Source organism: Aureisphaera galaxeae, from assembly GCF_028561275.1.
GTDB classification, from domain to species: Bacteria; Bacteroidota; Bacteroidia; order Flavobacteriales; family Flavobacteriaceae; genus Aureisphaera; species Aureisphaera galaxeae.
The window spans coordinates 567,511-581,487 of sequence record NZ_JAQQTF010000004.1; the positions used below are offsets into that span (position 1 = coordinate 567,511).

General features: G+C 40.2%; 12 protein-coding genes. 11 read left to right on the forward strand and 1 reads right to left on the reverse strand.

Translation table 11 applies throughout. The annotated features are described in order from the left end of the window. Positions 1-61: 61 nt before the first annotated feature. Positions 62-2,836 (reverse strand): excinuclease ABC subunit UvrA, encoded by a 2,775-nt coding sequence (gene uvrA, locus POV27_RS07775; protein WP_419179942.1) that lies wholly within the window; start codon positions 2,834-2,836, stop codon positions 62-64. Positions 2,837-3,074: 238 nt separating this feature from the next. Here uvrA and POV27_RS07780 point away from each other — a divergent pair, with 238 nt between their 5' ends. The 11 genes from POV27_RS07780 to POV27_RS07830 all read left to right on the forward strand — a co-directional run bounded on the left by POV27_RS07780 (position 3,075) and on the right by POV27_RS07830 (position 13,922). Then, positions 3,075-3,659, forward strand: coding sequence for an RNA polymerase sigma factor (locus tag POV27_RS07780; RefSeq protein WP_272862185.1), 585 nt, complete (start codon positions 3,075-3,077; stop codon positions 3,657-3,659). 59 nt (positions 3,660-3,718) lie between these two features. After that, positions 3,719-3,871 carry a hypothetical protein gene (locus tag POV27_RS07785; RefSeq protein WP_272862186.1) on the forward strand — a complete coding sequence of 51 codons (153 nt, stop codon included), beginning with the start codon at positions 3,719-3,721 and terminating at the stop codon, positions 3,869-3,871. 123 nt (positions 3,872-3,994) lie between these two features. Next, positions 3,995-4,834, forward strand: a complete 840-nt coding sequence (locus POV27_RS07790; protein WP_272862187.1) for a VOC family protein — start codon at positions 3,995-3,997, stop codon at positions 4,832-4,834. A gap of 88 nt (positions 4,835-4,922) precedes the next feature. After that, positions 4,923-5,978 carry a helix-turn-helix domain-containing protein gene (locus POV27_RS07795; protein ID WP_272862188.1) on the forward strand — a complete coding sequence of 352 codons (1,056 nt, stop codon included), beginning with the start codon at positions 4,923-4,925 and terminating at the stop codon, positions 5,976-5,978. Positions 5,979-6,051: 73 nt separating this feature from the next. Beyond that, a complete protein-coding gene (locus POV27_RS07800; protein ID WP_272862189.1) occupies positions 6,052-6,405 on the forward strand; it encodes a nuclear transport factor 2 family protein in 354 nt (117 codons plus the stop codon). Between the two features lie 28 nt (positions 6,406-6,433). Then, positions 6,434-6,904, forward strand: a complete 471-nt coding sequence (locus tag POV27_RS07805; protein WP_272862190.1) for a YHS domain-containing (seleno)protein — start codon at positions 6,434-6,436, stop codon at positions 6,902-6,904. Between the two features lie 150 nt (positions 6,905-7,054). Then, positions 7,055-7,549, forward strand: coding sequence for an FHA domain-containing protein (locus tag POV27_RS07810; protein ID WP_272862191.1), 495 nt, complete (start codon positions 7,055-7,057; stop codon positions 7,547-7,549). Positions 7,550-7,777: 228 nt separating this feature from the next. Next, positions 7,778-9,376: a WD40/YVTN/BNR-like repeat-containing protein gene (locus tag POV27_RS07815; protein ID WP_272862192.1), complete on the forward strand. Its 1,599-nt coding sequence runs from the start codon at positions 7,778-7,780 to the stop codon at positions 9,374-9,376. Positions 9,377-9,486: 110 nt separating this feature from the next. After that, on the forward strand, positions 9,487-10,458 hold the full coding sequence (locus POV27_RS07820; RefSeq protein ID WP_272862193.1) for an SMP-30/gluconolactonase/LRE family protein: 972 nt from the start codon (positions 9,487-9,489) through the stop codon (positions 10,456-10,458). 961 nt (positions 10,459-11,419) lie between these two features. Further along, the gene (locus tag POV27_RS07825) at positions 11,420-12,130 is read left to right on the forward strand and encodes a class I SAM-dependent methyltransferase (RefSeq protein WP_272862194.1); all 711 of its coding nucleotides are present in this window, start codon (positions 11,420-11,422) and stop codon (positions 12,128-12,130) included. Between the two features lie 361 nt (positions 12,131-12,491). Then, on the forward strand, positions 12,492-13,922 hold the full coding sequence (locus POV27_RS07830) for a S41 family peptidase (protein ID WP_272862195.1): 1,431 nt from the start codon (positions 12,492-12,494) through the stop codon (positions 13,920-13,922). The last annotated feature ends 55 nt before the right edge of the window (positions 13,923-13,977 follow it).

Sequence of the window (13,977 nt, forward strand, 5' to 3'; positions counted from 1 at the left end):
TTAAGAAAAAATCCCAAGGAAATGAGCAAAGGCTATGAACTCAAGGTCTTATTTCGTGAAATTAGAGCTTCTCCCGAAGGTACTCTGCCGTGAAGGAATCCTTGTTTTCGGAAACCTCTTCCGGAGTTCCTTGTGCCACTACTTCACCTCCTTTTTCACCCCCTTCTTTTCCAAGATCAATGATATGGTCCGCGCATTTTACCAAGTCCAGATTATGTTCCACGACGATCACCGTGTGGCCATTGTCCATAAGGGCATAAAAAGAAGTAAGTAACTTTTTAATATCGTGGAAATGCAATCCAGTAGTGGGTTCATCGAAAATGAACAATGCTTTCTCTCGAGAACTTCCCTTTACTAGGAAAGAGGCTAGTTTAATACGTTGGGCTTCCCCGCCCGAAAGGGTAGAAGAGCTCTGTCCCAATTGTACATATCCTAATCCCACGTCTTGCAACGGCTGCAGTTTGTTGGTGATTTTCTTTTCACCATGCAATTGGAAGAAGGCAATGGCATCGTCTACCGTCATGGAAAGAATATCGTGTATGCTCTTTTCGTGAAACTGAACCTCGAGAATCTCCTTTTTAAAACGTCTTCCTTTACAGGTGTCGCATTCCAAATGCACATCGGCCATGAACTGCATTTCTATAGTCACTTCCCCTTCGCCTTTACAGGTTTCACAGCGCCCTCCATCTACATTAAAACTGAAGTGTTTTGCCTTGTATCCGCGGATATCGCTCACTTTTTGCGAAGCAAAGAGATTTCGGATATCATCGTAGGCCTTTATATACGTAACGGGATTAGATCTACTGGAACGTCCAATAGGATTCTGATCGATAAATTCCACGCTTTTAATGCTATCGAAGTTTCCTTTCAGTTCCGTAAACTGTCCCGGCTTTTCTCCATATCCACCAATCTGGCGTAATAGGGCAGGGTAGAGGATCTTCTTTACCAAGGTACTTTTCCCGCTACCGGAAACTCCTGTTACGGCGGTAAATGTTCCTAACGGAAAGGTTACGTCGATATTTTTAAGATTGTTATGTCGGGCACCAATAAGTTCAATGACATTTTTAGAGGTTCTCCGTTTTTCTGGGACTTCAATCTCTAGGCTGCCATTTAGGTAACGCGCCGTTAGGGAATCGCTTTTCAGAATATCATCAAACGTTCCTGTCGCCACAATTTCCCCTCCAAAGGTTCCTGCTTCTGGGCCAATATCGATGATCTCATCGGCCGCTTTCATGATTTCTTCATCGTGTTCTACCACGATTACCGTATTCCCCAAGTCCCGTAGGGATTGTAATACTCCCACCAAACGTTCGGTGTCTTTTGGGTGTAGCCCAATGCTCGGTTCATCCAAAATGTACATGGAACCTACCAAGCTACTTCCTAACGAAGTGGCCAAATTGATACGTTGTGATTCCCCTCCGGATAGAGTATTGCTTTTTCGGTTCAGGGTAAGGTATCCCAATCCTACGTCCATAAGGAAACGCAGACGGTTATTGATTTCTATGAGCAATCTCTTGGATACTTGTTGCTCGTATTCGTTCAATTCGATGTTTTTGAAGAACTCCGCTACTTCGGTCAAAGGACGCTCCACCAATTCTTGGAGTGACTTACCACTAATCTTTACATAATGGGCTTCAGGTCGAAGTCGCTTTCCAAAACAGGTTCCGCAACGAGTCTTTCCACGATAACGCGAAAGCATTACTCTATTTTGGATTTTATAGCTTTTGGATTCGAGAAAAGCAAAGAAGTCATTCAGTCCTTCGAAGTGTTCATTTCCTTCCCAAACCAGTTGTCTTTGCGCTTCGGTAAGTTCGAACCAAGGTTTATGAATGGGGAAATCGAATTTATAGGCACTGTTTACTAATTGGTCCCGATACCATCCCATACTTTCACCTCTCCACGGGAAAATGGCATTCTCGTAAATGGAAAGGGCAGTATTGGGGATGACCAAGTCTTCATCGATACCAATAACATCGCCATAGCCTTCGCAAGTAGGACAGGCCCCATAAGGATTGTTGAAACTGAAAAGATGCACATTGGGCTCCATAAAGACCATTCCGTCCTTTTCGAAGCGGTTATTGAACTCTTTTATGGTCCCATCGGACAATTGTTCTATATATAAGGTACCCTTTCCTTCAAAAAAGGCCATTTCAACGGCATCTGCCAATCGGTTGAAGAAGTCCTCATCGTTTTTGGTGATGACCCGATCTACCACCAGCTGTAAGTTTTTGGGAAGTGATCCTTTCAGTTCGTCAATACGGAGCACCGAATCGTCCATCTTCACTCGGGCATATCCCTGTTGGGCTAATGCTTGGATCTTATGTTCCATAGTGCGCCCTTCTTCCAAAAGGATAGGGGAGATCAACAACAGTTTTTCACCCTCTGGATAGGTTTTTATATGGTCAATGACATCGGTTACCCGATCCTTTTTCACTTCCTCACCAGAAATCGGGGAGTAAGTCTTTCCAATTCGGGTATATAATAATTTAAGGTAGTCGTAGATTTCGGTTGAGGTTCCTACGGTAGAACGCGGATTGGTAGCATTTACCTTTTGTTCTATCGCAATGGCAGGGGCAATTCCTTTAATAGCATCTACCTTGGGTTTATTAAGCCGTCCCAAAAACTGACGTGCATACGAAGAAAGACTTTCCACATATCGGCGTTGCCCTTCAGCATACAAAGTGTCGAAGGCCAAGGATGATTTTCCGCTCCCTGAGAGTCCAGTGATCACTACCAATTTATTCCTTGGTATGGAAACGGTAACATTTTTAAGGTTGTGTAATTTTGCTCCTTGAATAAGGATTTCCTGCTTGGTATCTACGGCTACTTCTTGCAATTTTACAAAAGAGGTTTTATTAGAATTTTGCAAAGATACCACTTACTTTTTAAGATCGTATCGTTGAGGGAATTATAATTTTTTTGGGAAAAATCTGTCTTTTTTTTGCATTTCTGAAATGAATGTTATTATATTTACCCCTAAGAACACAAAAACGTTGCCTATAGCATATTATTACTTTTTTAAATAAACATTAAGACTGAACAACCAAATAGTTGTTTATTTTAAAAAGAATAGTATGAAAAATAGTACAACCCCTGATGGGTTACTTGTAACCCAGTACATGAAAGGTAACGAATCTGCACTTTGTGAATTAATTACCCGACACAAACAACGCATTTACAGTTTCATCTACTCGAAGGTATTTGATCGCGATGTTGCTGAAGATATTTTTCAAGACACATTTATTAAAGTTATTAAGACCCTGAAACGCGGGGCCTACAATGAAGAAGGAAAATTTTTACCCTGGGTAATGCGTATTGCCCACAATCTAGTAATCGACCATTTCCGAAAGAACAACCGCATGCCCAAGTTCGAGAACAATGATGATTTTAACATCTTCTCGGTACTGTCCGATGGCGCCTTGAATGCCGAAAAACAATTGGTGAAAGAGCAGGTGGAGAGCGACGTTCGTCGCCTTATTCAGGAATTGCCGGCAGATCAAAAAGAGGTGCTCATCATGCGCATGTACAAAGAGATGAGCTTTAAGGAAATTAGCGAACAAACAGGAGTGAGCATTAATACCGCATTGGGAAGAATGCGTTATGCGCTCATCAATTTACGTAAGGTTATTGATAAACATAATATTATCTTAACCAATTGATACAATAAAGTAAAATGGCCGGCGTTATTTAGGAAACAGCAACCTCAAAATAACGTTCTATGGCAAAATTGTACTCTGAAACTTCACGCAGGGAGCGCGTGAATGAAAACTTGGCTCCGAAAGAAGAAACCATAAGATTTCTTCTGGATTACTCGAAGGCTTTAAGTGTTATAGATTATAATAAAATGAAGTTTGAAGCACTTCTAAACTAAACTTTGGCCCTCCTTCGCTAACCGCTTAGGAGGGTTTTTTTATGCCCTTTTTTTAACGATTTACCCTACTGTTACTTTTCTTTACATTCCTAGACATATCTTTGTACCTCACTGTGAATTAGGATGAAGAGTAAATGGACAAGAAGGGAATTTGTGGCTACAGGCTCTGCAGGAGCCATAGGCACCCTGTTACTGGCACATCTATTAAGTGGTGCTACAGATCCGTCTAGTACCAACAAAGAGCATCGTATCCATGAAATAAAATTACGAACATCCACATCCTTGGATGAAATTAGATCGTTCTACCATTCACTATTGGGCTTCTCCATTAAATCCCAATCCGAAACCCATTGCTCTTTCATTGCCGGGCTTTCACTTGTTACCTTCTTAAAAACAGATAATGATGCTACTGGCGCTCCTTTTTACCATTTTGCATTCAATATACCGGAAAACATGATTGGGTTGGTTGAAAAGTGGTTGGCTCCCAAAACTCCAATCATAGAAGCTCCTTCCCATCTAAGGGATTCCGATTACAGCAATAATATTGTTCATTTTGGACATTGGAATGCCCATTCTGTCTTTTTCTATGATCCTGCTGGAAATGTGGTGGAGTTCATAGCCCGTCACGACCTGAAAAATCCAAGTAAATCTCAGCGTTTTGAAAGTAAAGATATCCTGTATGTAAGTGAGATAGGATTGGTTACCGATGACGTAAATAAACTATATAATGCCATTTCGAAACAATTCGGATTGTATACATATAAGGGAGGTTCGGAACGATTTACCGCTGTTGGCGATGAATATGGCCTCATACTGTTGATGAACTCGAATACACGGGCGGCATTTAACCAAGGGAGAAAAAGAGAAACCTATCCTACCCAAATTATTTTGAATGATAATGCTGGTAATGAAATATGGGAAGCACCGGGACTTCCGTTTACTATAGCTTCCAAAAAAGGATAATCCTATTCCGTTCCTTCTTTTTTGATTTTTGTCCCATTACGACTACCTTCGCCAGTACCTATCTACGCTTGCAGTGATGCACCAAAAATTGAATATTGAAAAGTTCACTCCCGAAATCAATAAGGTCTACTTTATTGATAGCTACTCACTCATTCATATTTTATCGGGGAAAGGGAGTATTCAGGTAGATTTCAAAAACTATTCAGATTGGCAAGAGAAAGCCATTTTTTTGGAAAAGGGCCAATACATTAAGTTTTTATCAGACGATTTCGAAGTGCGAAAGATTGTCTTTTCCGATGAGACAAAATTCTACAACAAAGAAGTTCGTGTACTTTTTAAACACCTCATTTCATTAGGATATATCGACCTTATGGAATGCGAGGAATGCCAGAATTTTCTATCGGAAACTGTCCTTTTTGAAGGTGCTGCCGATATTATTGACATTTCCTCTAAGCAATGGTACTGGCAAAACCCATTCAATGCCAACAAAGAGGAATATCAGATCATTTTCGACACCAAAGACATTATAGATCAGGAGTTTGCCAATAACTTGACCTCTTTAGATCTGGTAGGACTCATTAACGATAGGGGATATGGTGCCCAGACCCTAATTAAAGACAAAATTGGGATTACGGTAAAAAACCTGATGGGAGCGAAGCGGTTAATGGAGAGTAAAAAGGAAATCGCTTTTACCGATAAGAGCATTCAGGAAGTATCCTATGATATGGGTTATAACGATCCGTCCTATTTTAATCGGACTTTCAAAAATGCAACGGGACAAACGCCTAAGGAGTTTCGGGAAAACTTTGATTTCGAAAATCGAGACCTTTTTGCACAAACAGTTTTGGAACTCCTTAAAGAGCATCATCAGGAAGAACGGGCCCTTGCCTTCTATGCAGAAAAAATGAATGTATCGGTAAAGACCTTATCTAAAAAGGTAAAGGCCAAAATGAATACGACCATGGGGCAATTAATCCGTTCTGAATTGCTCTACAGTGCCATGCAGCTATTGCAGGAAGGTGAGCGTATTACGAGCGTTTCCGAAAGATTGAGCTTTGAAGAACCCAATCACTTTTCTAGCTTCTTCAAACATTATTTAGGAATTACCCCCAGCGAGTTTCTTTCCAAAAAGTACCATAAGTAGGTCTTTTTTTGTAGGCCCCAAGGGGCACTTTCATTCCATCTTTGCAGTGTATTAATCAATAAAACTGAAAAAGATGAATATTAAAGATCAAGTAATTAAAATGGATGCCATCGTTAGCCAGGGAGCTATCGTAGACGCTGTAAAACAATTCTTTGCCGAAGATGCCAGTACTTCCGACTATGGAAACACAAGCACCACAGGAAAAGCGGAAATGATTGCCAAGATGGAAGGATTTGCTAATTCCATAGCAAATGTAAACGGAATTCAGCACCATCATTCTATTGTAGATGGAGATGTTTCTGCTTCAGAATTCACTTTCGATTTCGATATGAAGGACGGAAGCCACATTTACTGGCATGAAATCATTCGTAGGGTTTGGAATGCCGAAGGGAAGGTGATTCAAGAAGAATACTTCAATGCTCAATAAATCAAGTTTAATTTTAAATACTATAAAAATGAAAATCATAAAATCAATGATCGTAGTTGCGGTGTGTTTACTTATGACCACTGCTTATGCCCAGGACAATAAGGCTAATAATATAGACAACAGTAATATCGCTTTGCAAGGATATAGCCCAGTGTCCTATCTGGATTTGAATCTAGCACAAAAAGGAAACAAGCAATTTAAATCGGAATACCAAAAGGTAGTGTATTACTTTACTTCTAAAGAACAGAAAGCAGCTTTCGATAAGAATCCAAGCCGCTACCTACCTCAATACGGCGGATTCTGCGCCTTCGGGACCTATGCTGGAGCTAAGTTTAGGGTAGATCCCAACAAGTTTTTGGTAAAGGATGGGAAGTACTATTTGTTTCTAAATAATGTAGAATTGGATGCCAAGCAGCTTTGGTTGGCAGAAAAGAACCATGGGAAGCTTACACAGGTAGCGAATAAAAACTGGGAGAATTTGAGCAAGACCCATAATTAAAATAATTGCTCTCGATTGGCTAGGCGTAAGTGATCACCACTTGCGCCTTTTTTATTGGTTCGAAAAGAAGTATGAAAAACAGTTAAAACCCCTTTGATATTCAGAAACTTACGGCTTATATTGATCTATTAACTTGAAAATCAGTAGATCATGGAAGAAAATATAATCGCTGCCCTCGTGGGTGGCATTACAGGAGCAGTTATAAGTTTGATTTCCTCTTACGTCATCACCAAGCTAAAAATAGAACAGGAAGTGAAGATCTGGAACACAGAATTTGCGGTGAATTACTCCAAGTTATTGTTCGAAAGTCCACAAGCCGCACAACAGCTGGCTAGGCAATTTGCCATTGGGCTTATTGTCGTTAGGGATAAAGAGGGCAGAACGGCTTCAAAACATTTTATACCCTATCAGTGTAAAGTTGCCATAGGGCGTAAATTGGATAATGATATCATTTTAGAAGATCCTTTTGTATCTCGCGACCACGGTATTTTCTTTTATCGGGGAAATAAGGTGTTTTTTCAATTGTTATCGCCCTTGAACAAGACATTTTTAAATGAAACGCCTATCGATAAAATCTGCCAATTGCAGTCCGGGGATAAGCTGATTTTGGGACAGACTTTGGTTGAATTTGAAGAGCTGAAGTAGATTTTGGTTCCGGGTTCAAGGTTGATTTGTTGATGGGTTGATTCGTTGAATTGTTTAACCGCTGAATCGTTTAACTGTTTAGTTGACTGGTTTTACATTTGAAATTTTACATTTTTCTGTTTAAAGGTTCTAGGCCCATTTGTTTCCCTAAATGAAATCACTTCTTCACTCAATTGCGATGGGACGGAATGTTGGAAAGAGGTAGTTTTACTTTGTCAAAGAAAACCAATGAAGGCAGTAGCATTATTTTCCATTTTACTTAGTGTATCCATTTCTTTCGGTCAAAATCATTTGAGCCGAGAATACTACGTATTCCACGATTCAATTATCACATCCCTAAAGAAAGAGTTTAAACTTTCTGAACACGATCAACCTTCCGAACTGATCATTTTTAATAACGATACCTTAATTCTTGCTGGGTATTTGGATGATCTTAAGTTGCACCCAAGTTATGATTACCCCAATAACGTCATCTATAAAACTGAGGATGGAGGTGAAAATTGGAAGAAAATAAAATTCGATGGAGACGCCTGGATATATGATGCTTTTTATTTCGAAAATGGATTGATCTGGATGGGAGGGTCGGATCACTATGTTCATTTTTCCGATGATTATGGTGAAACATGGACTAAAAAGCCTATACCCATTACACCTACTGAAAGGGTACATTCCCTATATATGAAAGATTCAATAAGCGGAATAGCTGGAGGACTATCGGGAGGCTTGGCAATTACAGAAAACAATTGGAAAACCACAGAACAGATAGAGACTCCGTTAATGCAGCGAAAATATGAATCGACTAAAGAAGCTGCCGGAATTCGTATTGAAAATCTACTATGGCTTGAGGATATCATTCTTGTGAATCAAGCCGATCGTATTTTCTATACCTACCGAGATAAAATAGAATGGAGAACATTCAATATTCCTGTGAGTTCATTTCAATTTATTGAAGAAGAAAAGCATATTAAGATTAGAAGCATTGGCGATAGGGTATTTGTACTTGACGATAAGCTAAATCTTGTTAAAACTTACCCAGAAGAACATATCTGGTTTTCAATTAAGGAGAATGAAGGCGAAATTGACTTTGGCAGTTTTAAATCGGATGAGATTGCTTCCCTAAAAATTGAATCGACAGAATGGTTTTTTGATAGGCCTGGCTATCACATGTCTCCCGATGTATACAAGCCAAAAACGCAATCCATTCTTTTCGAAGACCACAATGGGAAGCTCAAAGTGAAAACCAAACGGTATAGAAAGAGCAAGGTTCCTAGTTTTAGTTTTGATAGGGTATCTCAGCTTTTGGTTTCTTCAGAATTGAATTATAGCATCAATAGACTACCAGTTGATTTGAATTTCAATGACGGAGACTTGAGCGATTATTGGAAATACTTTAATAATGAAAAATCGGAATTGAAAGGTGATTTCTCTTATCATTTAGATATAAACAATCCTTCATTTAATCATCCTAAGGAGGTAGTGGATTCACATGACCATAATCATGTCTTAAAGATATTCAGAGATGCCTATATGCCTGGAAATGCTTTTAGCTTGTTTCCCAACAATCCTGAAATCACGATTACCATTAAAGATACGTATGGACAGGAATTGATTCTTTCCAATAAACATTCTTTCTTGTATTCCCTTCCCTGGACGGTTTCTTTTCAAAACACAGAGATTACTTTGTATAATCCCAAAATAACGCAGTTTGTGAAGTCGGTACTACCTTCAGATTTCTATAACTATGAAAAATTACAAGGAGGTAAGTTGATCTATCTTTTGATTCGGAAAAAAATAATCGACGGATTGAAATATGAGAAAGGAGGATAATAGTTTCCATCCAACCATCTAGTATTCCTCCTCAAAAATCTGCGGGAAATACGTATTTCGGGTAGCCCCTTTTTTCTATAATTTGGGCATGAATTCAATGCTACAATATTATGAGTCAACCTACTTACATTTCTTATCATAAAGATTTTCAAAGAGTTATTGGGGATCATTACAGTTATAAGACCCTCGTAAAAACCAACGCCCATGAAGGTCCGGTATATTTTAGAAATACCAATGAACTGTATTTTACCACAGTTCCGGAAACCATTAATATTCCCATAGAAGGCTATAAAAAAGTATCCATTAAAAAGGTGTGTCTTGGAGATGGGAACAAAATTGAGACCGTACGGGAAACGAGCAATATGGCCAATGGAATGACCATAGACTTAGCTGGGAATCTTATCATATGCGAACAGGGGACCAAAAGTTCCCGGGCAGGGATTAGCAGATTAAAAATAGGGGAGGACACGCCCAAAATGTTGGTGGATGAATGGTTTGGCCTGCCATTGAATTCTACAAATGACGTGGTCGTGAAAAAAGATGATGGGAGTATTTGGTTCACCGATCCAGCCTATGGCTATGCTCAGGGATTTAAGAATCCGCCGCTTGTAGGTAATTTTGTATACCGATACGATACACAAAACGATCAACTTGCGGTTGTGGCCGATTCGTTTAAGCGACCTAATGGATTGGCTTTTTCACCCAAACAAGACAAGCTGTACATAACCGATAGTGGAGCAACTGTGGGAGACGACACGCCTTACGATGTTAATGCGCCACATCACATAAAGGTGTTCGATATCATGGAAGGTAGATTTCTTTGTAATGAACGCCTATTTGCTGTGGTTACGCCAGGCATTCCCGACGGGATTAAAGTGGACACTGAGGGAAGGGTATATTCCTCCTCAGCATCGGGTGTAAAAGTGTATACTGCCGAAGGTACTCTATTAGGTGAGATTTTAGCGAAAGGAGTGGCTAATTTCTGTTTCGGGGGTAAGGATAACAACATATTGTACGTCTGTGTGGATACTGCCATTATTGAAGTTCAACTAGCTGCTGTTGGAGCGAATGATTATAATTAGTAGACAGTGGCAGTAGGCAGTCACAGTTTACAGTTTCGGTTAGCGGGTTTCGGGTTGAAGGTTGATTGGTTTAGTTGTTGAATCGTTTAATTGATGAGTTCCCCGGTTTTACATTTGAAATTTTGCATTTTTCGGTTTAAAGGTTCCGGGTTCAAGGTTGATGTGTTCAATTGTTTAATTGTTGAGTTGTTGAATTGATTCTTATTACTTTTCACTCATCACTCATCACTCATCACTCATCACTCATCACTCATCACTCATCACTCATCACTCATCACTCATCACTCATCACTCATCACTCATCACTCATCACTCATCACTCATCACTCATCACTCATCACTCATCACTCATCACTCATCACTCATCACTCATCACTCATCACTCATCACTCATCACTCATCACTCATCACTCATCACTCATCACTCATCACTCATCACTCATCACTCATCACTCATCACTCATCACTCATCACTCATCACTCATCACTCATCACTCATCACTCATCACTCATCACTCATCACTCATCACTCATCACTCATCACTCATCACTCATCACTCATCACTCATCACTCATCACTCATCACTCATCACTCATCACTCATCACTCATCACTCATCACTCATCACTCATCACTCATCACTCATCACTCATCACTCATCACTCATCACTCATCACTCATCACTCATCACTCATCACTCATCACTCATCACTCATCACTCATCACTCTTCACTCTTCACTCATCACTCATCACTCATCACTCATCACTCATCACTCATCACTCATCACTCATCACTCATCACTCATCACTCATCACTCTTCACCTCTCACTCTTCACTTTTACAACCTATTTTTCAAGCTGTTCACCTTGCCAGTGATCCCGATAATTCTAAACAATTGGTTAAATATTGTTAATGGCTGCTCGTTTTTTGTTAAATTACGCTGGAAAAAGAAACACCCCATGAAAAGGATTGCCCCAACCCTGTACTTCATTGTTATTGTTTTATTACCCATTTTAAGCGTTGCCCAAGAGGATTATGTCCTCCGAGAAGGTGATCCCGATGGTATTGGAAAATGGTATATGCAACGGGAAATAGCCCGGGTTATGGATGCTTCTGCCATGGATTGGCTAGAACGGCCAGAGCGCTCACGAGAAGAAAATACCGCCTTGTTAATGATGAATTTAAGGATTCGTCCAGATGATACTATTGCCGATATTGGTGCTGGTTCGGGCTATCATGTTTTTAGAATGGCTCCACGGGCCACAAACGGACATGTATACGCTGTGGACATTCAGGATGAGATGCTTCAGGCGATCAAAGAAAAGCAAGAGAATGGTGATGTGACGAATGTATCGACCGTAAAGGGGACAGAGAAAAGCGTGAATCTACCTGAAAATTCGGTGGATAAAATACTCATGGTCGATGTGTATCATGAATTCAGTTTTCCGAAAGAGATGATGGCTTCCATACAAAAGGCCTTACGTCCCAACGGTAAAATATATCTTATCGAATACCGTGAAGAAGATCCCTATGTTCCTATTAAAAAACTACACAAAATGAGCGAGGAGCAAGCAGTTGCAGAAATGGAAGCTGCAGGATTTCAGTTGCTAAGAAATATCAATAACCTACCATGGCAACACTGTATGATCTTTGTGAAAGAGCGCTTTTAATAACAGCTTAGCGGGTTCTGGGTTCAAGGTTAATGAGTTGATTCGTTGAGTTGTTTAATCGTTGAGTTGACCAGTTTCACATTTTTTGGTTTAGATTTTCATAGCATGGACTCCGAGTGAGCCGACTGAAAGGAGGATTGCATCGAGGAGTCAATTTAGGTTTTCGGGTATTTTCAGTTAGCAATTAGCAATTAGCAGTTAGCAGTTAGCAGTGACAGTTTTCAGTCATTAGGGTTTCGGTTAGCACATTCCTTATAGCTCGCCACCTTCAATACCAAATCATCAATCTGCAATCGTAAATGATCGATCAAAAACTGTAACATTTCCTAAATAGGGAGGTCTTTTTTCAAAAGCAGACCTGATGAAAACTAAGCTGGCCCTTCTCATGATCGTTTCGATCGTATTTGCTTCTTGTCAAGAAAAAAATCCAGAAAACAATTCTATCAATGGCGTATGGGAATCTGTAGGATCGGGTTGGGTCCTTCAAATACAGGATAGCACCCAATATTCGTTATATGATATTACGGCAATATCATGTTTACCCTCGCGCAGTGCTGGATTGAATGAAATTGAATCGGCCATATCCTTAGAAAACGATACACTTTCCTTTAAAAAGGGAGTGATGGAATATCAATTTACGCGTGCCGAAGATCTTCCCGAATTGTGTGCCATATCCCTTTCCCCAACTCAAAAAATAGATCCCTTGTACAATTTCGAAGTGTTCGCTGCCACCGTAAAGGAGCACTATGCTTTTATGGAACTCAACTCTTTGAATTGGGATGCCCTGTACCTTCAACAAAAAACGAAATTAAGTGAGGAATCCACCATGGCCGAGTTGTACACGGTTATAGAGGAAACATTAGAACTTCTTAATGATAATCATGCATATTTGGAAGCTACCGATGAAGTTTATGAAATGTTAGCGGAGGAGGAAGAAGAGGAGGATAACGGCGAAGCGCCCTTAGAATATGGGGATTTCCAAGTAGCCAATTTGGTGGCAGGCCATCATATAGACGAGGACATGACCCAAGATTCTTGGTTAATGAAATGGGGCATTATGGACGATGATACGGGTTATGTCGTAGTAAAGGCGATGTGGTTATATGCCGATCTCAATATTCCGCAATCCCTTATAGATGAGGTAGGTTTTGTAGATGCTTATGTGGAAACCTTTCATAAGATGGATGAAGGGAGTTATATAAAAAAGGAAGTCCAAGGAGTGACAAGTATTCTTGATAGGGCTATGAATGACCTTAAAGACACGGAACAGATAATCATCGATATGCGCTTTAATGGCGGCGGGCAGGATGCCGTAAGCTTCGAAATTTTAAAGCGATTCAATCCAGAGAGAAGGCATGTAGTGACCACAAAACTTAAAACGGAGCAGGGGTATTCTTCAGAACAAAGGCTTTATTTAGACTCGACACCTAAAGCCTATACAAACCCAGTATTCGTATTAACTTCCCAACAAACTGGAAGTGCAGCCGAAGCCTTTTCCATTTGCTCTATGGCGGTGCCTCATATGAAGCGCATAGGGACTCACACACAAGGTGCATTGTCCACTGCTCTGGAGAAGGCTTTGCCCAACGGATGGGTATTCTCAATTTCCAACGAGGTGTATATGGATACCAAAAACAATTCCTATGAAAACGTGGGCGTTCCCGTAGACTACGAAATCCCTTTCCCTAAAGATCGGCAATCTTTCTTCCGAAGTGTAGCGAACGATCTTGAGGAAGACAAAAAAAGGATTTTAAAGGCGATTCGCCATGTAGGCCTCCAAGAACAAATCTGAAGCCCTATTTTGTGAAATCTTAGGGAAAGAAAGCCTTGCGATATTGGTATCTTGT

What these genes read in the sequence shown, in the direction of transcription:
- POV27_RS07790 (WP_272862187.1), top strand. Translation starts at nt 3,995, where the DNA reads ATGAAGAGTAAATGGACAAGAAGGGAATTTGTGGCTACAGGCTCTGCA.
- POV27_RS07815 (WP_272862192.1), top strand. Translation starts at nt 7,778, where the DNA reads ATGAAGGCAGTAGCATTATTTTCCATTTTACTTAGTGTATCCATTTCT.
- POV27_RS07800 (WP_272862189.1), top strand. Translation starts at nt 6,052, where the DNA reads ATGAATATTAAAGATCAAGTAATTAAAATGGATGCCATCGTTAGCCAG.
- POV27_RS07825 (WP_272862194.1), top strand. Translation starts at nt 11,420, where the DNA reads ATGAAAAGGATTGCCCCAACCCTGTACTTCATTGTTATTGTTTTATTA.
- POV27_RS07785 (WP_272862186.1), top strand. Translation starts at nt 3,719, where the DNA reads ATGGCAAAATTGTACTCTGAAACTTCACGCAGGGAGCGCGTGAATGAA.
- POV27_RS07805 (WP_272862190.1), top strand. Translation starts at nt 6,434, where the DNA reads ATGAAAATCATAAAATCAATGATCGTAGTTGCGGTGTGTTTACTTATG.
- POV27_RS07830 (WP_272862195.1), top strand. Translation starts at nt 12,492, where the DNA reads ATGAAAACTAAGCTGGCCCTTCTCATGATCGTTTCGATCGTATTTGCT.
- POV27_RS07780 (WP_272862185.1), top strand. Translation starts at nt 3,075, where the DNA reads ATGAAAAATAGTACAACCCCTGATGGGTTACTTGTAACCCAGTACATG.
- POV27_RS07810 (WP_272862191.1), top strand. Translation starts at nt 7,055, where the DNA reads ATGGAAGAAAATATAATCGCTGCCCTCGTGGGTGGCATTACAGGAGCA.
- POV27_RS07820 (WP_272862193.1), top strand. Translation starts at nt 9,487, where the DNA reads ATGAGTCAACCTACTTACATTTCTTATCATAAAGATTTTCAAAGAGTT.